Source organism: Caballeronia sp. AZ7_KS35, assembly GCF_023631045.1.
Classification (GTDB): Bacteria; Pseudomonadota; Gammaproteobacteria; order Burkholderiales; family Burkholderiaceae; genus Caballeronia; species Caballeronia zhejiangensis.
In genome coordinates this window covers 1-17,473 of record NZ_JALQDV010000054.1, presented here as the reverse complement: position 1 = coordinate 17,473, position 17,473 = coordinate 1, and the positions used below count along the sequence as shown (strand labels likewise).

11 protein-coding genes and 7 pseudogenes are annotated in these 17,473 nt (G+C 61.3%); 10 read left to right on the top strand and 8 right to left on the bottom strand.

Going from position 1 to position 17,473, the window contains the following annotated elements:
• Positions 1–787: 787 nt before the first annotated feature.
• Positions 788–1,800: pseudogene (locus NCT05_RS32060) on the bottom strand (IS110 family RNA-guided transposase).
• Positions 1,801–1,901: 101 nt separating this feature from the next.
• On the opposite strand from NCT05_RS32060, the pseudogene istA reads away from it, so the two are divergent.
• Positions 1,902–3,399: pseudogene (gene istA, locus NCT05_RS32050) on the top strand (IS21 family transposase).
• Between the two features lie 2 nt (positions 3,400–3,401).
• A complete protein-coding gene (gene istB, locus NCT05_RS32045) occupies positions 3,402–4,190 on the top strand; it encodes an IS21-like element helper ATPase IstB (protein ID WP_250504067.1) in 789 nt (262 codons plus the stop codon).
• Positions 4,191–4,245: 55 nt separating this feature from the next.
• Here istB and NCT05_RS32040 read toward each other — a convergent pair.
• Positions 4,246–6,083, bottom strand: a pseudogene (locus NCT05_RS32040) (TnsB C-terminal domain-containing protein); the annotation flags it as partial.
• Complete coding sequence (locus NCT05_RS32035) at positions 6,080–6,715, bottom strand: hypothetical protein (protein WP_250504066.1); 636 nt, start codon at positions 6,713–6,715, stop codon at positions 6,080–6,082. The pseudogene NCT05_RS32040 and the gene NCT05_RS32035, both read right to left, overlap by 4 nt.
• Positions 6,716–6,933: 218 nt before the next feature.
• On the opposite strand from NCT05_RS32035, the pseudogene NCT05_RS37095 reads away from it, so the two are divergent.
• The 3 genes and pseudogenes from NCT05_RS37095 to NCT05_RS32015 form a co-directional block, all read left to right on the top strand.
• Positions 6,934–8,335 (top strand): annotated as a pseudogene (locus NCT05_RS37095) (hybrid sensor histidine kinase/response regulator); the annotation flags it as partial.
• Positions 8,263–8,460, top strand: a complete 198-nt coding sequence (locus tag NCT05_RS32020; protein ID WP_250504063.1) for a response regulator — start codon at positions 8,263–8,265, stop codon at positions 8,458–8,460. The pseudogene NCT05_RS37095 and the gene NCT05_RS32020, both read left to right, overlap by 73 nt.
• Positions 8,461–8,955: 495 nt before the next feature.
• Positions 8,956–9,156: pseudogene (locus tag NCT05_RS32015) on the top strand (zinc-binding dehydrogenase); the annotation flags it as partial.
• A 98-nt stretch (positions 9,157–9,254) separates the two neighbouring features.
• On the opposite strand, the gene NCT05_RS32010 reads toward NCT05_RS32015, so the two are convergent.
• The 4 genes and pseudogenes from NCT05_RS32010 to NCT05_RS31995 form a co-directional block, all read right to left on the bottom strand.
• Complete coding sequence (locus NCT05_RS32010) at positions 9,255–9,635, bottom strand: hypothetical protein (protein WP_250504062.1); 381 nt, start codon at positions 9,633–9,635, stop codon at positions 9,255–9,257.
• Positions 9,632–9,953 (bottom strand): annotated as a pseudogene (locus NCT05_RS32005) (sigma factor-like helix-turn-helix DNA-binding protein); the annotation flags it as partial. The gene NCT05_RS32010 and the pseudogene NCT05_RS32005, both read right to left, overlap by 4 nt.
• 29 nt (positions 9,954–9,982) lie before the next feature.
• Complete coding sequence (locus tag NCT05_RS32000; RefSeq protein ID WP_250504061.1) at positions 9,983–10,291, bottom strand: type II toxin-antitoxin system RelE/ParE family toxin; 309 nt, start codon at positions 10,289–10,291, stop codon at positions 9,983–9,985.
• Entirely contained in the window at positions 10,279–10,563 is a 285-nt protein-coding gene (locus NCT05_RS31995; protein ID WP_250504060.1) for a CopG family ribbon-helix-helix protein, read from the bottom strand. The genes NCT05_RS32000 and NCT05_RS31995 overlap by 13 nt, the downstream gene beginning before the upstream one ends.
• Before the next feature lie 115 nt (positions 10,564–10,678).
• Here NCT05_RS31995 and NCT05_RS31990 point away from each other — a divergent pair.
• The 5 genes and pseudogenes from NCT05_RS31990 to NCT05_RS31965 form a co-directional block, all read left to right on the top strand.
• A pseudogene (locus NCT05_RS31990) lies at positions 10,679–11,747 on the top strand (tyrosine-type recombinase/integrase); the annotation flags it as partial.
• Between the two features lie 917 nt (positions 11,748–12,664).
• Positions 12,665–13,660, top strand: coding sequence for a ribokinase (rbsK, locus tag NCT05_RS31980; RefSeq protein WP_502801813.1), 996 nt, complete (start codon positions 12,665–12,667; stop codon positions 13,658–13,660).
• Positions 13,661–13,712: 52 nt separating this feature from the next.
• A complete protein-coding gene (locus tag NCT05_RS31975) occupies positions 13,713–15,050 on the top strand; it encodes an MFS transporter (protein WP_250504057.1) in 1,338 nt (445 codons plus the stop codon).
• Positions 15,051–15,066: 16 nt separating this feature from the next.
• Positions 15,067–16,041, top strand: coding sequence for a dihydrodipicolinate synthase family protein (locus tag NCT05_RS31970; protein ID WP_250504056.1), 975 nt, complete (start codon positions 15,067–15,069; stop codon positions 16,039–16,041).
• A 65-nt stretch (positions 16,042–16,106) separates the two neighbouring features.
• Positions 16,107–17,222 carry a LacI family DNA-binding transcriptional regulator gene (locus NCT05_RS31965; RefSeq protein WP_250504055.1) on the top strand — a complete coding sequence of 372 codons (1,116 nt, stop codon included), beginning with the start codon at positions 16,107–16,109 and terminating at the stop codon, positions 17,220–17,222.
• A gap of 115 nt (positions 17,223–17,337) precedes the next feature.
• Here the strand turns inward: NCT05_RS31965 and NCT05_RS31960 are convergent.
• Positions 17,338–17,473, bottom strand: a 136-nt coding sequence (locus tag NCT05_RS31960; protein ID WP_250504070.1) for a transposase domain-containing protein, incomplete at its 5' end; no start/stop codon positions are given.

Genomic DNA, 17,473 nt, shown 5'->3' with positions numbered 1-17,473 from the left:
CGTTATAGGCCGCCATGAAAACGCAGGCAAACGCGTTTGCAGCTGCAATGGTGCTGATATCACGCAAACGCAGCTCCGTTGGTGACATTGAACATGCGCGAACTCGACCGTCTGGAGGTCATCCAGGCCGTGGTGGATATGGGAGTTGTGAACTTTCGCCGTTAAGGAGCCAAACCGTTTTCGGCATAAAGGCGCCGGGGACTTTTCGGCGTTTAGGCGCCACAAGTCTTTCGGCGTATAGGTGCCAGTAGATTTTCGCCATAAAGGCGCCACTGGCATCTGAGTCGGGCGCTCGAACTTCGCCAACCGCTACCCTCGTGGCACGCATTTGCTCCGGAGGGTGGCTTGAAGAGGAAGTTCGAGATGTACCAATATCGACACCCATTAGCGGACCGGTGTCAAGGAACAAAGAAGTGCTTACGGCGTCGCGAATCGACGGCCATGACGATCCCTTTCTTTGTCTGCAGCTGCATAGTCGCGCCCGGGTTCTTCAGTTTTCGGCTGCGATGGGAATCGCACCAGACACCCATCAGGATCTAGCGACGAGCGATGAGTTGCGTGTCGCCCTGGTGGCTTGGTCACCCCAGAAGAACGTGGGTACCGCAAAGGTGTCCACTGGAACCCACAGGATCTATGGCTGCCGAACGGGTCGACGCCAGTCCATAATTGGCTCACATTGCGGGCGATCCGCTGACTGCAAACTTGGGGACGGTGGAACGGCGTCCTATTCGGGTTCGTAGGCTGTTCGTCCAGTCGATATTCGAGGCTTGCCGGCCACCGTCGTAACTCAGATGAAGCAGCGCGACGAGTCAAACGGCTTTCGCTCCTTCAAGATGTGGAAGCATGCCCGTGCGAGCTTGTGAGCCAGTGCCTTGCGCGCGACGATACTGTTCGTGCGGGCCTTCTTTCGTTCGTAGAATCTTTTTGCTTCCGCAGAGTAACGTAGTGCGAAGTTGGCAGCTTCGACGAAAGCCCATGCGAGATACTCGTTACCGTTCCTCGTGTTTCCTTCCCCCTTTTTCTTGCCGTTACTGAAGCGCTGGCTGTCAACGCAGCGGGCATAGGACGCAAAATTGCCGGGACTGGCGAAACGCTCGATCGGCCCGGTTTCGAGCAGTATTGTAGTAGCGAGAATCGCGCCGATTCCTGGCACACTGGCGAGAAGGCCATACTCGGCGCGCGCGACTACTTTTTCTTGGAGACGCTTTTCAAGAAGTTCAATCTGCGCGGAAAGGGTCGTGATCACCGCCACGTTGGCCTTGATGGCGAGTGCGACGTCCTCGGGCAATTGCATCCGATCGACGGCATCTGGGGTAAGCCGCTTGGTCTGATTGCTGGTGATGCGCGTGCCGTACTGGCGAGCAGTTATGTTCTCGACCGCGAGGATATGCTGGCAGCGGCTTCGGACGAGTTGTATCCGTTTCCTGGCGAGATCACGAACAGCGCGCTGGTCCGGTGGCAGGATGGTTCCTGTCGGAAGTATCCCAAGGCGCAGTAGATGCGCAAGATAGCGCGCGTCAGTTTCGTCTCCACTGTGTTTGAGTCCCTCATATTTCTTAATTGCTGTAGTGTTGGCTAGGTGAACGGTAAAGCCGGCTGACTGGAGCCCATCGACGAGCCAGTACCAGTTGAAGGTTGACTCGACCACTCGCCGACGAGGTCGCTCTTCCACGGCGAGAGAAACGCAAGGATTTCCGGCAAGTCGTTTGGCAGACGCTTTTCCGCGAGCACTCGGTCGGCCTCGTCGGTGACAGTCACGACGCTGTTGTTCGAATGAAGGTCAATGCCGCTATAGTTCATCTTGGCCTCCTTACGGGCAAGGTAGTTGGCGAACTCACTTTACCTCCTCGTCCGCCCGGGCGGCGGGAGGCCCGCTAGATGATTTTCAGGTTCTGGTGCGAATGCGCCAGGGTGACTCCGACCGGGATATCGACCGCTCGAAGATCATGGGCCGTAAGAAGCTGGCAGCCGTACGGGAGATCGCAACCGAGCGGGGGTGGCTTTCTCCCGACAACGCTCTGCCGGATGACGCGCAGCTTGCGTCAGCGTTCAGCCGAAGGGAGTTCCTGCCTGCGAGCTGTATCTCGTCGGCCGAGCCGTGGCGCGAGCAGATTGCGCAGTGGCACGACGCGGGCGTGCCCGGCACGACGATTCACAGCGCGCTGGTGCGCAACCAAGGCTACGAGGGAAGCTACTCATCCGTCTACAGGCTACTTCAGCAATTGAAGGCGGAGCTCACGCCGGATGTACCGATGCGGCTGGAGTTCAAACCTGCGGAAACCGCGCAGGTTGATCTCGGTGCAGGTCCGACCATCACGGACGCGCACACGGGCGAGGTCCACAAGACGTGGTTCTTCGTGATGACCTTGTGCTGGTCGCGGCATCAATACGTCGAGTTTGTCCGCGACCAGAGCGTCGACACATGGTTGCTATGTCATCGTCACGCCTTCGAATGGTTCGATGGCGTAGTGGGACGCGTCACCATCGATAACCCCAAGTGTGCCATCGTCAAGGGCCTGTATCTACGAACCCGAAGTCCAGCGGGCCTATGCGCAATGCGCCGAAGGGTATTCGTTCAAGATCGATCCGTGTCCGCCCAGGGACCCGGCTAAAAAGGGAATTGTCGAATCGGGCGTCAAATACGTGAAGTCGAGCTTCCTTCCTCTTCGCGAATTTCGTGATCTGGACGACGCCAACCGGCAAGCACGAGCCTGGGTGATGCACGAGGCCAGCACCCGGACGCATGGCACGACGCGCGAAGTGCCGCGCAAGCGTTTCGAGGATGTCGAACAGGCGCTGTTGCAGCCGCTTCCCGATGTGCCGCCCGAGCTGGCAACCTGGGCGCGCGTGAAGGTCCATCGCGACGCCCATGTGCAATTCGAGCGCGCCTACTATTCTGTGCCGTTCCGGCTTGCCGGTAAAGATCTGTGGCTCAAGGCGACCGCCAACATGGTGCAGCTCTACTACGAGCACGAACTGTCGGCATCGCATGTCCGCCAGACTACGCCAGGAACGCGTATCACTGTGGCCGATCACATGCCGCCAGCAGCACAGGCCTGGCAAATGCACGACACCCAATGGTGTCTGAGAGAAGCACAACGTATCGGGCCGTCATGCTACGCGCTTGTTCACGCGCTCTTTGGCGATCAGGTTCTCATCAAGCTGCGCGCCGTCCAGGGCGTGCTGCACTTCGCTCAGCAGTTCGGCGCATCGCGCCTGGAGGCGGCCTGCCGTCGCGCGAATCACTTCGGCACGCCGAGCTACAAAGCCGTCAAGCTGATCTTGCAGAAAGGCCTCGATCAGACCTGGCTGTCGATTGAACCTGTTGAATCAGGCGCGACCACCTACACCCACGGCGGCCGCTTCTGCCGCGATACTCAGACTCTCCTGATCCATTGAACATGAATCCAATTCCCGAACTCACGTCTTCTCTTAAGCAATTGCGACTGTCCGGCATCCTCGACACGCTCGAAGCACGCAACCGTGAAGCCATCGACCGTAAGCTCGCCTATACCGATTTCTTGACGTTGCTTATCCAGGACGAGATCGCACGGCGCGATCATCGAAAGCTCGACGCCCGCATGCGCCGCGCGAACTTCCGTGGACAGAAGACACTGGAAGGTTTCGACTTCGACCGGCTACCCAATCTTAATCGCGCCGTCGTCCATGATCTTGCGACCTGTCGGTTCATCGATGAGAAGGTCAGCGTGCTAATCGCCGGTCCTTGCGGAACGGGCAAAAGCCATCTAGCGCAGGCACTGGGCCACTCCGCTGCCCGGCAAGGTCACGATGTCCTGTTCATGACTCAGACCCGGCTTCTCAGCACGCTACGCGACGCGCAAGCCGTGGGCTCCTACGAACGGCGATTCCAGGCGCTTGCCAAGGTGCCGTTGCTCATCATTGACGACTTTGGACTGAAACCCATGCGCACGCCCGAAGACGAAGACTTCCACGATCTGATTGCCGAGAGGTACGAGCGTACGTCGACCGTCTTAACGAGTAATTTGGATTTTACCGAATGGGGCGACGCGTTCGCGACCAACAAAATGCTCGGTGCGGCAACGCTTGATCGTCTGCGACATGCCGCGTACCGCGTCGTGCTCGACGGCGAGAGCTACCGTGTTCCACGCCCGATGCCCGAAAGCAACAAATCAGCACTTGCGAAAGGAGGTAAAAACAAGGATTCTTGATCCCGTTCGAGCCCCGAATCAGGCGCCCTTCGCTGGCGCCATTACGCCGAAAACACCCGGCTTCTTTACGGCGAAAGGCAACAGACGCCAGCAGCTTCACTGCGTGCGCGAGTTCCGTCGCCGCCTTGCGGGTCTTCTTCGCCTGTTCGAGCTTCGTCTGGACGTAAGCCTCGATCGGGTTGGCACCCATCACGGCGCGGCTATGGCGCTTGCCCTGATGCTTGCGAATTTCCTGGCGCAATTTGAGGTTGTGGGGCACGACACGCCACGCCCCCTGCGCATCGAGTACGCCCACTTCCGTGCAGTCGGGCAGGAACGCACGCACACAACGCAGATCATCCGCATTCATGTAGACCAGCAGGTGCTTTCCGATCAGATGCGTGCTCGTTGCCGGGACGTCGTTCGTATAACGCACGCCATGCAGATTGATGTGGGGACGCACGCCCTGGTCGAGGTAGGCCCGCACCCGGCAGCGACGCGCCGATTGCATCAGACACAACGTGCGGCGATGATGTTCGGCAAGCCACGTCACCACCATCTGTTTGCCGCGGATGAAATACTTCATCGCTTCGAGCGGCGTGGCGTTGCTCAAACCGCTGTGCGGCGTGCCGTTGTAGCCCGCAATCGCATACTCGACGAGCTCCTCCAGTTCATCGAGCGACACATACAGACGCAGGTTGCGCTTTGGATCGGCCAGCGCCCGGCGCAAATCGCGCGGATGCGAACCTGTGTAGCCGGGCAGGCGCGAAGACAGGCGGCTGGCGATCGTGCCGAAGAAGCGCTCGATGTACGGCCGCTCATCCGGGCTGTATCTTGGTCCCGCGTCGGCGAGACAGCCGACGAATTCACATAGCGCCGTCAATATTTCATTCGCGAGGTTGGCTTTCGCGTTGTCGAGCTTCATCCACTCCCAGGTCACGTACGCCAGCTCTGGCAACCGCTGAGATGCAAAACCATCCTGCGGTCCGTAGCCGAGCCCATCGATGGTAAAAGAGCGAGTGCGATGCGGCTCCAGTGCCTTTTCGATGGTCTTGATTACGTCGTAGCGGCTGTACTCACGCGCCAGTACGAGATGGTAGGCCAGCACGACGCGCGTGCATACGTCGATGATCACGAGCAGCCACACACGCTCCATCTCGAATTCGTGTTCGAAGCCAAGCGGATCGCGCACGACCACTTTCAATCGAATATCGAGCCGGTGACCGTCGAACTCCACTACCTGATAGGGACGGGTCGCCGCAGGACTTCCCAAGCCGTCATCCCTCTGTGGCAACCACTTCAGATGCGAAGCGCCCGCTGAGCGCGCAGCGGCACCGAAACTGCGCAGCATTTCTGTCTTCAGCCGCTGCGATAACGAACGGATCGCACGTCCTGCCGTGTTGAACGGGTAATCCGCTGCTGTCAGGCCCACCGCGCGACATTGGCGGAGAAATTCGTCGTGCAGCGGCTGTAGCCCTCGCAGGCGGGTTCGCAATCGCCCATCGGTATTGATCTGTTCGAGCAGCACGCGACGCTGTCTGACCTGCAGCAGCAGCCACGCCGCGAGCGTCGGGTAGCGCCCGCGGCGCCGCGACTGCCGCGCTCACCAGATATACGCACCGGACTCAGCCGAACATACTCGGCGACCCGCACATAGCTGACCAGGGCGCGGAACCCAAAAGGCCGCCCGTCTGGATGCGGCGACAAGGCCCGTTCAAGCCAGCGATACAACTGGCGTCGATTGACACCGGTACACTGTTCGATCTGTTTGAGCGATTCGCCGCGCGCGTAGCGTATCAGCGCCTGCATGCGCGCTTCAAATGCGCGCCGCGTCTCGGGATCGAATTCGGTGTAAGCAACGGCAGGCCACGTCGCTACATCGAGTGTCTGAAACTCCGGCTTGCGGCGGCTCATGAAATTGCCTCCGTGGCGACAAACGACGTGAGCAGGGACAGGGACAGCGTGTGCAGATCCGGCGCACTGATCCGCCCGGCATGCAACAGCCCGAATACGGCCGTGCGAACCAGTACGGGATCCCCCGTCGAGAACTCCCGCTCGATCGCAAGCAACTTCTGGGGATGGGTCACGAAGCGCTCGATCGCTCGTGGCAGAGACGGTGCAACAAGACCCCGGTTCGCCACAATGCACGGAAGCATGCGCTGCCAGTTGTCGATCCACACCCTTGCGGCCGCGAGGTCAGCCGGCGACACGCGACGGACGGGCAGCGCTGCGCCATCGAGCGCGCGGTGCGGTTTGCGTACCGCTTCATCGTCATGCGAATCATCAAGGAATACTAACTCCTGTCGGTCAACATAACGGACCCAAAAATCGGCGAGGCGCTGCTGCCCATCGACATGCACATAACCGGGCCGCTCGCAGAACGTCGTCACCGTAGGATCCGCTTCAAGCAGAAACCACTGCTCAAGCAAAGCGCGCCTGTATAACGTTAGCCGTCGGGCCAGCTTCGGGCTGAAGGCTACGAACCGATGCGCGCCACTCGGACGCACAAGCGCGACCGGCTCCGTTATGTGCAAGGAGTTTTCCATAAGATCAACACCTTACGGACGGGATTCGAAGTGTAGGACGCGAAGTGACAAATATAATGCGGACTTATGCGAATTGACGCTTTTATTTCGTTCGGACTGCAAGCAAAACTGTCACTGCAACGGCGCGGCGGCACGATATTCCAAACACTGGTCGGTGACACTTTCAATGTGGTCTACGGCAGCGCGCCGCACAACATCAGGCACGGGCGAGCGAAGAGAAGCTCAAAGTTGCTGCTCGTGATACGCATGACTTTGCAATCGTTGTCTTGGATCAAGTCGGCTCGATCGTGAGCTGGAATGTCGGCGCGACCCGGATCTTCGGCTTCAGTGCTGATGAGATGGTAGGCCAGCCTCTGAACGCCATTTTCACATCAGAGGACAACGCCAACCGCATCCTCGAGCTCGAACGCGAGAAAGCAAGCAGGTACGGACGGGCCGAGGACGATCGCTGGCATGCAACCAAGAGCGGCAAGCCCGTCTTCTGTAGCGGCCTGCTCAGCCGTATTGACTCCCCCGGTTTCTCGAGTTTTACCAAGATCGTGCATGATGCGACCGGCCGCAAATTGGCTGACAGCAGAAAGCAGGAGGTCCTTGAACGAGAGCGCGCGCAGGATACTGAGGTCGCCAAGCTCAGCCGCCTGAAGGATGAGTTTATTGCGGTCCTGTCGCACGAACTGAAAAATCCCTTGAACCTGATCCACATGAAAGCTGAGATTCTTGCGCGCATGCCTGAAGCGCGAAATATCGACCGCGTTCAGGAAGTCTCGGACGCAATTCAGAAGTCGGTCCTCGCCCAAGCGCAGCTCATCGATGACCTGCTCGACTTCTCTCGCATACAGACGGGCAAGCTCTCTCTGCGCTTCGCTGTAACGGATGTCGCCGGCACCGCCCGGACGATCGCCAACGCGATGAAACCGGATTTCGACGTGGCCGGCATCCAACTGGAGGCTGCTGTTCCCGAAGCATCTGTGCTGATTCGAGGCGATACGGCGAGGATAGAGGAGATCGTTTGGAATTTGCTGAGCAATGCGATGAAGTTCACGCCACGCGGCGGACAGGTGAAACTCCAGGTCCGGCAATCGGACGATAAAGTTCGCCTTGAAGTTGCGGATACGGGCTGTGGAATTCCGACGGATTCGCTGAAATCGGTTGTTCGAAATGTTTCATCAGGTACCGAGCGCACCCCATCGTACAAAAGCGTCCGGACTCGGCATCGGGCTCTCGCTGGTGCGTCAGCTTGCCGAGCTTCATGGGGGAAGCGTTGAGGCACTTTCCGAAGGCGAAGGCCGGGGCGCGTGCTTCGTTGTGTGGTCGCCGTCGGATGCCTCCGCTCGCCGACAAGCTGGCGACGCAGTTGCCGATCTTTCGGTCCTTCGTGGTCTGGACATGCTGCTGGTGGAAGATGCCGAAGAGTCGCTCAACGCGATGAAAGAACTCCTGTCGCTCTACGACGCGAACGTATCATCTGCCAGGTGCGCGACCGAGGCCTTAAAGCTCGCAGAGCGCAACCCGCCTGCGATCGTCGTGACGGATACAACCTCCCCGATATGGATGGCTACGAACTCGTGCGCCGCATACGCCGAATTTCTCACTGCGCTAAGATTCCGATTGTGGCCCTGACCGGTCGCCCGATTGCCCAAGACGAAGAACAGGCGCGCGCGGCCGGTTGCAGTGCGTGCCTCTCAAAACCCTTCAATCTGCAACTGTTTGCAGACGTCATTCGACGGCTGCGACTAAGCGGGTGATCGCTTGACGGTCACCAATCAAAGTGTCTCGAAGGGCGTCCCTTCCGAACGCCATTAGGAACTTCACAGCGCGCCTATATCTCGGTCAGAATCGAACGACTGACCGAAGAAAAAAAATGGAACGCAGCCCAGGCGTCTCGGCACAGCGTCTTTCGCAACTAGACGCACGAATACAGATGACAGCGGAGCTGATCGCTGCCCAAGAGGCACGGTTGGGCGCGAGGCGCTATGGAGTTCAGTCGACTTCAACCGAACTGTTGACAACGTTGAAATCCAGCCTGGATGCGCTGGTGGAGTTGCGTCGAGTTATTCTAAAAACTACTGATGCGCCCGGCGGCAATAGTGATGGCTGTCGAAGCGCAGACGGTCAATCTGACGACCGATCGCACGCGCCACGTTCAGCAAACGCATGCTTTGCCAGATAGTCCGATATAGAACCTACCGCGATCATTTCTCTTGCTCGTCGCGTTACAGATCAGATGACTTTTCATGTAGATGGGCGCTGAGCATGTCGTCGACTACCGCACGCAGGATTTCTCAGCCGTCGTCGCGCAAACGACGGCTGGGCGTGGCGTCGATGTTGTGATTGATTTCGTTGGGGCGCCGTATTTCGCACGCAATGTCGCGTCGCTCGCACATGGGGGAAGTCTTGTGCAAGTCGGGATTCTCGGTGGGGGCGGGCAGGTCAGTGTTGACCCTGTCGCCGCAGCTTAACTCGTCAACTCATCGGTTATTCACGGTCCAAGCGCACCGGTTGCCGACTCAACATGCGTCTGCGCGCAGCCCGAGGCTACTCAATGTCCCGGTCCGTTCTCCTCGATGCAGCTCAGCACGAGCGTACCGTCCGTGCCGGCCTCGGGGCTGAGCATCGCGGTATGAATTTCGGTGGCGGTGCAGCGCCACTCTGCCTGTAGATCTGTGCTGCATGAGCGCGCCGTGTAGCCGATGCTTTGCCGGTCCGCCACGTACTGGCAGGTATCGCGGCCATCGCATTGACGCACAAGATCGCCCGTCGCATTGCCGGCCGGTGCGCCGCAGTTCGCGCCATAGGTGCCGGACAGAACAGTGATCGTCCGGGCATCCACGTTCGAAAAACAACTCAGGCCAGCAATTCCTAGTATCGCGCAAGTCCGGCCGATGCCCATTCTCCGCGCAACCGCGCTGTTCCTGTTCATGGCACCCTCCTTGTGCTCCGGAGAACGCGTCGGCAATGCAATGACGCGTCAACGGATTTCTTCGGTAGTACGCTCGCCACGACGCAATCGCACTGCGCCCCGCCGCATTCGAACACATCGCGCTGGGCAAGATCAAGCGCCCGAGCGAGCGATTCGCGCAACATGCTGCGCGCGCGAAAATGCCGGCTGCGCACGGTCGCTTCGGGAAGGTGGCGACACTGCCCGGTCTCCTCGACGCTCATTTCCTTGATCGAGCGCATCGCGAATACGGCGCGAAACAACTCGGGGCTATGCATCGAGCTCGCGTTCCAGCAGCGCCGCGACCGTGGATGATTCTGCGCGCAAGCTTACGGAGATTCTCGTCGGTAGCGCAGTTCTCGCTGACTTCGAATTGCCACAACAAAAACCGCGTCGAACTCTGGCAACCACCGATACAGCGCCAGATAGCCATGGGCACCGTTTGAAATGACCAACTCGCGCATGCCTGGACAGTTGTCGACCGGCCGGCCGATCATCGGGCTTGACTGGAGGATGTCGAGCGCGGACACGATGTCATCGATGCGCTCGACTGCACGCTCTGGCGTATGTTCGAAGAGAAACTCAAAGATGCGATCGAAGTCCTCGTGAATTTCCGGTGCGAGGACTATTCGCGCCATCGCTTGACCTTGGGTACTCCCGGCGAGCCGCCTGCTGCGCGCTCGCGCAGATAGTCACGCATCTCGTTCCATTCGAGCCCCGCACTCGTCTCTAGCATCTTTGCTACGCGAGCATTCCCCTCGTCGAGAAACGCCTGTCGCAATTCTTCGTGCGCCACGCGCTCTGCGATGGCGTCTAACATGAAACTGTGTGCCGTGGTGCCGGACTTGTCGGCGAGCCGTGAGACCCGCTCGCGAAGCTCTGACGGCAGGCGAAGTGTGGTGGTCGACATGGCATCCTCATTGTGCTACACATGTGCTACATCCTACGCGAGCGGGCGCAACATTGCAAATGCCACCGGTTCGCACGGCGCGTCGATGCACCTATTCCATTGATCCTGCGTGATGATCCGCGCAAGGCAGTCACGCTTAATCGACACAAAAACCACCTTCCAGAATTACCGCAAGAAGGCTGAACGGCTCCTGCTCTGGTCGGTCGCGAGATGGGCAAACCCCTCTCCTCTCTGACCCATGAAGACTGCCTGCGCTATCGGCAGTTTCTTGCCGATCCACAGCCTGCCGGCACTTGGGCGGCCGGGGGCGGGCGAAAGCATCCACGCAGCGACGTGCGCTGGCGGCGTTCTACGGTCCGCTCTCGCCGTCCAGTCAACGCCAGGCAACCATCATCCTCAACGCGATGTTCTCGTGGCTGGTGCAGGCCGGCTACCTGGCCGGCAATCCGCTGTCGCTCTCACGCCAACGCACGCGCCACGCCGCGCCACGCATCACCCGGTATCTGGAGCCGAGCGTGTGGCAGGAGGTCAAGGACTTCATTGCGACCATGCCCAAGCAAACGGACCGGGAAAAAGCCCATGCATACCGCGTCCGGTGGTTATTCACCCTGCTCTATCTCGGCGGACTGCGCATCGCAGAGGTCAGCGCCACCACCATGGGCCAGTTCTTCGTGCGACACGATGGGGACAGCGCGCTGCGCTGGTGGCTGACCGTGCACGGCAAAGGCGACAAGCAACGGCTCGTGCCTGCGACGCGCGAGATGATGATGGAACTGTCCCGCTATCGCCAGCAGCTTGGATTGAGCGCCCTGCCGTTGCCCAACGAAGATACGCCGCTTGTGCTGCCGATTGGCGCCGCGGCGTCGAACGCACGCATCGAGACGTGCGCGCCGCTCACGCGCGCGGCGCTGCACGCCATCGTGAAGGACGTATTTGCGGGCGCAGCGGCGCGCTTGCGTGAGCGCGATGAGACGGCGAGCGCGCGGGCCGATCTCCTCGAAAAAGCGTCCGCGCATTGGCTCAGGCACAGCGCCGGCTCGCACATGGCTGATCAAAAGATTGACCTGCGCACGGTGCACGACAACCTCGGCCACGCTTCGCTGACGACCACCAGCATCTACCTGCACGTCGACGACGATCGGCGCCATCAGGAGACCGAAGAAAAGCATCGCGTAGACTGGTGAAGCGTAGCGACGTCGCGCTCCACGCGTCGTCCGCAGAGCCTTCCGATCACCTGCACTGCCCGTAACCCGCCATGAAACCGCTTGTGCCCGAACCGCACATCTCTGCCGGCAAACAGACGCTCAACTTTGTCATCGAATGGCGCGGAGAAAGCGTAACCTGCGTCATGCCGCGCCGCTGTACGCAAGTCTTCTTCTGGCTGCAGCCCGATGCGGACGATGCCCGACTGGTGAGCGTATTCGGGAACGGGATTTCGCAAATCGAAGCGGTCGCGCGACGCAGTTGCTAGCGCGTTCGACCTGCGCCGTCCGGCTAATCGAAGCCGCCTTCTCGCGTGCTTGATTGCCAACAGCTTCTTGTGGACAAATCATGAGGGTCGCGTGGAGATGTGTCATTTTCTCGGAGGGTGAAGGCGTTGACGATTAGTTGCATCTCGGCCTTCGACAAAACTACGCCTGGTCGGGGCAACACGGCAGGCATCCGTCGTTTATGTGCCGGTTGATCCGCACGCTGAACCGATCGCGCGGCCGGACAGAGGCACGCCGGGCAGTTTAAGCCCTCTCATCGATGCCAACCTGCGCCGCGCTGTGCCGCGTTCCGTAATGTTGGTAAAGGAAGCACTCATTCGTCCGTAGACCGCGTGCAGTGCGATCCACGCGCGCCAGGAGGTTAATGAATCCAACCGTGGAGGCCTCTTCTTGGCCCGCACTCAGGATCCGATGTGCATTCCGCGGTCGCGGCACATCTTTGTACTTTTTCGTGACCCGGGTAGCCCGGTGCGACGGTCGAGCGCGAGCGCTTGGCGAACTGTTTAGGGGATTTCCCTGAGCAGGCGGCTTTTCCGTTGCCTCGCATCCGTTGCTCGCGTAATGTAAGCGCTAACACAGTCGTCGTAACACAGGTTTAAGGCAGATTCGCAATGAGATCGTTCGAAACGCCGCAAAATGTAAGCGCTAACATTACACGAGAATCGGATGCGCAATCTCGCGCGCGGCTCATCGTTGTCGGCAGCGCTAACATGGATCTGGTCGTGCACGCGGAGCGACTCCCGGCGCGCGGAGAAACCTTGCTTGGCGGCGTGTTCACCACCTTTGCCGGCGGCAAGGGCGCCAATCAGGCGGTCGCGGCGGCACGTCTCGGCGCGTCCGTGTCAATGCTCGGTTGCCTCGGCCGCGACGAATTCGGCGCGCAGCTTCGGAGCGATCTTCAGCACGAACATATTGACACCGCGCACTTGCACACAGCCGACGAGACATCGAGTGGCATCGCCATCATCACGGTGGCAGCAGACGGTGCGAACACGATCGTCGTTTCTCCCGGCGCCAACGACGCGCTCACGCCCGGTCACGTGGGTGCCGCATCTGCCGACATCGCCGGCGCCAGCATGCTGATCTGTCAGCTCGAAGTGCCGCTCGATACCGTGCGGCACGCCATTTCGGTGGCGGCGGAGCTCGGCACGCCGGTGCTGCTGAACCCCGCCCCGGCGCAGCCGCTTCCCGACGCGCTTTACAAACAGATCAGCGTTCTCGTCCTCAATGAAACCGAAGCGGCATTGCTGGCGGACGTACCCGTCGACAGCCCTGCTTCCGCGCGCGTGGCTGCGGCGCGCCTGCGCGCGAAAGGTGCGGAGACGGTAATCGTCACGCTCGGCGCGGAGGGCGTCTGGTATTCGACCGCCGGCGAGGAAGGTCATCTGCCGGCCCCGCGCGTCGACGCGATCGACACCACGGCCGCCGGCGACACATTCGTCGGCGGGTTCGCGGCCGAGCGCGTGCGAGGTGCGAGCATCCGCGACGCGATCGACTTCGGTCAGCGAGCCGCGGCGCTCAGCGTTACGCGTCAAGGCGCGCAGGCATCCATCCCGACGTACGCCGAGGTGCGCACGCAAGCTGCGTCCTCGGCGGCGCTTCGATAGCCCGGCTGCTAGCTGTGCAGCCCCACCCACAAGACGACACGGAGACGACAGCATGAACCCAACCCCCGCGCCCGAGCAGGCACCGCCCCGCGTACGACGCGCCCAGATCGTGGCGCTGACGCTACTAATGGTGAGCGGCATCGTGAATTATCTCGACCGGGGCACGCTCGCGGTCGCCAATCCGCTGATCCGCAAGGATCTCGGTCTCTCGCTCGGCGAAATGGGGCTGCTGCTGTCGGCGTTCTCCTGGAGCTATGCGCTCTTTCAACTGCCGGTCGGCGGCCTCGTCGATCGCGTCGGGCCGCGTAGGCTGCTGGGCCTCGGCCTCATCGTCTGGTCGCTCGCGCAGGCGGCGGGCGGCATTGTGTCGACATTCGGCTGGTTCGTCATCGCGCGTATCGTGCTCGGCATCGGCGAGTCGCCGCAGTTTCCGTCGGCGGCGCGGGTCGTGAGCAACTGGTTTCCGCTGCGCGCGCGGGGCAAGCCGACCGGCATCTTCAATTCCGCGTCACCGCTCGGTACGGCACTCGCACCGCTGTGTCTGTCCGTTCTCGTGGTGGAGTTTCACTGGCGCTGGGCCTTCGTCGTCACCGGAGCGCTAGGCCTCGTGATCGCGGTCATCTGGCTCGCGGTTTATCGCGATCCGAACCCGTCCACGCTGACCGCGGAAGAGAAGCGCTACCTGAAGGGAGACATCACGGAGACAAAACCCGCTGAGCGCCTTAGCTTCGCAGACTGGCGCGCGCTTTTCTCGAACGTGACGACGTGGGGCATGCTGATCGGCTTCTTCGGGTCGGTGTACCTGAACTGGGTCTATCTGACCTGGCTGCCCGGCTATCTCACCATGCAGCGCCACATGACGCTGATGCATACGGGCATCGCCGCCTCCGTGCCATTCTTCTGCGGTTTTCTCGGCTCGCTGTGTGCAGGATGGTTCTCCGACCACATCACGCTGCGAAGCACTTCACCGGTGGCGAGCAGGCGCAACGCGGTCGTCGTCGCGATGTTCGGCATGGTGGCGTTCACCGTGCCCGCCGCGCTGGTCGAGAGCAACACGATCGCCATCGTCTGCATCTCCGTAGTTATCTTTCTCGCGAACGCGGCGTCCGCCTGCTCGTGGGCGCTGGCGACGGCGGCGGCGCCCGCCAACCGCGTCGGGTCGCTCGGCGCCATCCAGAACTTCGGCGGCTTCCTCGGGGGCGCGCTCGCGCCGATTCTCACGGGCTATATCGCGCAAAGGTGGTCCTTCGTGCCAGCTCTGCTGACGGCTGCCGTGATCGCCTTCGTTGGCGCGATGAGCTATCTCTTCCTCGTGCGCAAGCCGATCGAAGGCGAAGCGCGGGCAGCACGGCACAGGCCCCCGCCTGATAAACGACCCGCTCAACTCTGACAAGGACAACATCGACATGACTCTCCCCACTTCTTCGGCGCGCACGTCGCAATCGATTGACGGCAAATCGATCGAAGGCATCGTGCCCGTGATGCTGACGCCTTTCGATGAAGCCGGCGCCATCGACTATGCCGGGCTCGAACGGCTCATCGAGTGGTATCTCGCGCATGGCTCGGACGCGCTCTTCGCCGTCGCGCAGTCGAGCGAGATGCAGTTCCTGAGCCTTGCGGAGCGCGCCGCGCTCGGCCGCTTCGTGGTCGAGCGCGTGGCCGGCCGGGTGCCTGTGGTGGTCTCGGGCCATATCAGCGACGATCCCGACGCGCAGGCCGAGGAGCTGAATGCCGCTGCGGCGACGGGCGCGGACGGCATCGTGCTGGTGACGAACCGGCTCGATCCGCGCCGAGAAGGCACGGAAGCGTTCGCGGCGAACCTGCGTCGGCTGATGAGCCGGCTACCCTCCGACATTCCGCTCGGATTGTACGAATGCCCGGCTCCGTACCGGCGCCTGTTGTCCGACGACGAGCTCAGGATGTGCATCGACACCGGACGCTTCGTTATGTTGAAGGACGTAAGCTGCGATCTCGAAACGGTGAAGCGCCGCGTCGCACTGGCGAAGGGATCGCCGATGAAGATCCTGAACGCGAATGCCGCGATTGCCTGGGATGCGATGAAGGCCGGATCGGCCGGATTCAACGGCGTGTTCACGAACTTTCATCCGGACCTGTACAACTGGCTGCGAAACCGCTCCGGCGAGAAGCCGGCGCTCGCTCGCGAGCTCTCGACGTTTCTGGTGCTCGCGGCGGTATCCGAGGCGCTTGGCTATCCGGCGCTCGCGAAGCTGTATCACCAGCGTATCGGCACGTTCCAGTCGATTCGCTGCCGCGCGATCGATTACGACGTGCGCGAGCGCTTCTGGGCCCTTGATGCGGTGCTCGACAAGATCGTCGACGGCACCGACCATTTCCGCTCGCGCATTGCCGCCGGGGTCTGAGACATGCGTCACCCTGCCCCGCCGCCGGTAAGATAACGGGCGTCCGTTTCCCGAACCAACTGCCGATGCCTCGCTCGTCCGACTCTGCCCCCGCTCTCGAAGAAGAACCGTCGCCCGCCGGGCGGCCGGCGGGCGCGCGCACCCGCCGCGGCTCGGGCCGCACGGTCCTCTCTGATGTCGCGAAACGCGCGGGCGTGTCCACGGCGACGGTATCGCGCGTCTACAACGAGCCAGGCAAGGTGTCCGACAGCGTACGGGAGCGCGTCGAGCGGGCGGCCTTGGAACTGAACTGGTTTCCGAATGCAGCCGGGCGCGCGCTGGCGTCCACACGCAGCCATATTGCGGGCATCGTCATTCCGACGCTCGACGATCAGGTCTTCGCTTCGCAAGTAAGCGGCATGCAGGCCGCGTTCGCCGCCCGCGGCATCACGCTTTTTCTCGGGTGCTCGAACTACGATCCGAACGAGGCGCTCTCGCAGGTTCATGCAATGCTTGCGCGGGGCGTGGAGGCGATCGCGGTCGTGGGCGAGGCGCATCCGCCAGAGCTTTTCGAAGCGCTCCGAGTCTGGCGCGTGCCATACGTGGTGCTATATGCGTGGCGTGAAGGAAGTCCGCACGATTGCATCGGCTTCGACAACCGCGGCGCATATGAGGAAATCACCGAGCATCTCGTCGCGCTCGGGCACCAATCGTTTGCGGTCTGCATCCAGCCCACGCGCGACAACGACCGCGTGCAGGCGCGGCTCGCGGGAATTCGCATGGCGCTCGAGCGTCATGGCCTCGCAGTGCGCCCGGAGCATCTGATTGAAGGTGAGTCCACGCTCGATTTTGGCCGACGCGCGTTGCGCTCACTCTGGCAACAGCCGGGACCACATCCGACTGCGGTCATATGCGGCAACGACCATATCGCGCTTGGCGTTTTACGCGAGGCAGAAGAGCTGGGCATCGCGATTCCCGGGCAACTTTCCGTCACCGGCTTCGACGATCTCGCGATCGCACGAGAAGCGCGCCCGTCCCTTACGACCATGCACGTGGACACGCGAGAGATTGGCACAGTCGCCGCGAGGCATCTGCTGGATGCGCTGGACGGCCGGGCGACGCGACAAGGGTACGCGGTGCCTGCGGTGATCAGGGTACGCGAGTCGACAGGTCCGTGCCCCCCTTCAGTTCGCAGAGGATAATCTCCGGCATACACGCCTGCGGATGCTTATGCGCCTTGCATCGTCGCGAAGCGCTGATACGGCAAGCGCTCGCACTGCAGCGCGCAGTCACGATGACCGGCGCGCGGCCTGTGAGTCAGCCGGTCTCCGCCTTGTCCTGCTGTTGCCGAGCATAATTGAACGGCAGCAGATCAATCAAATCCGCATCCGGCGCACGCTGCGGCAGCTCCGTGAGCACATGCAGCAGGTAGTCGTACGGCTCGACGCCGCAA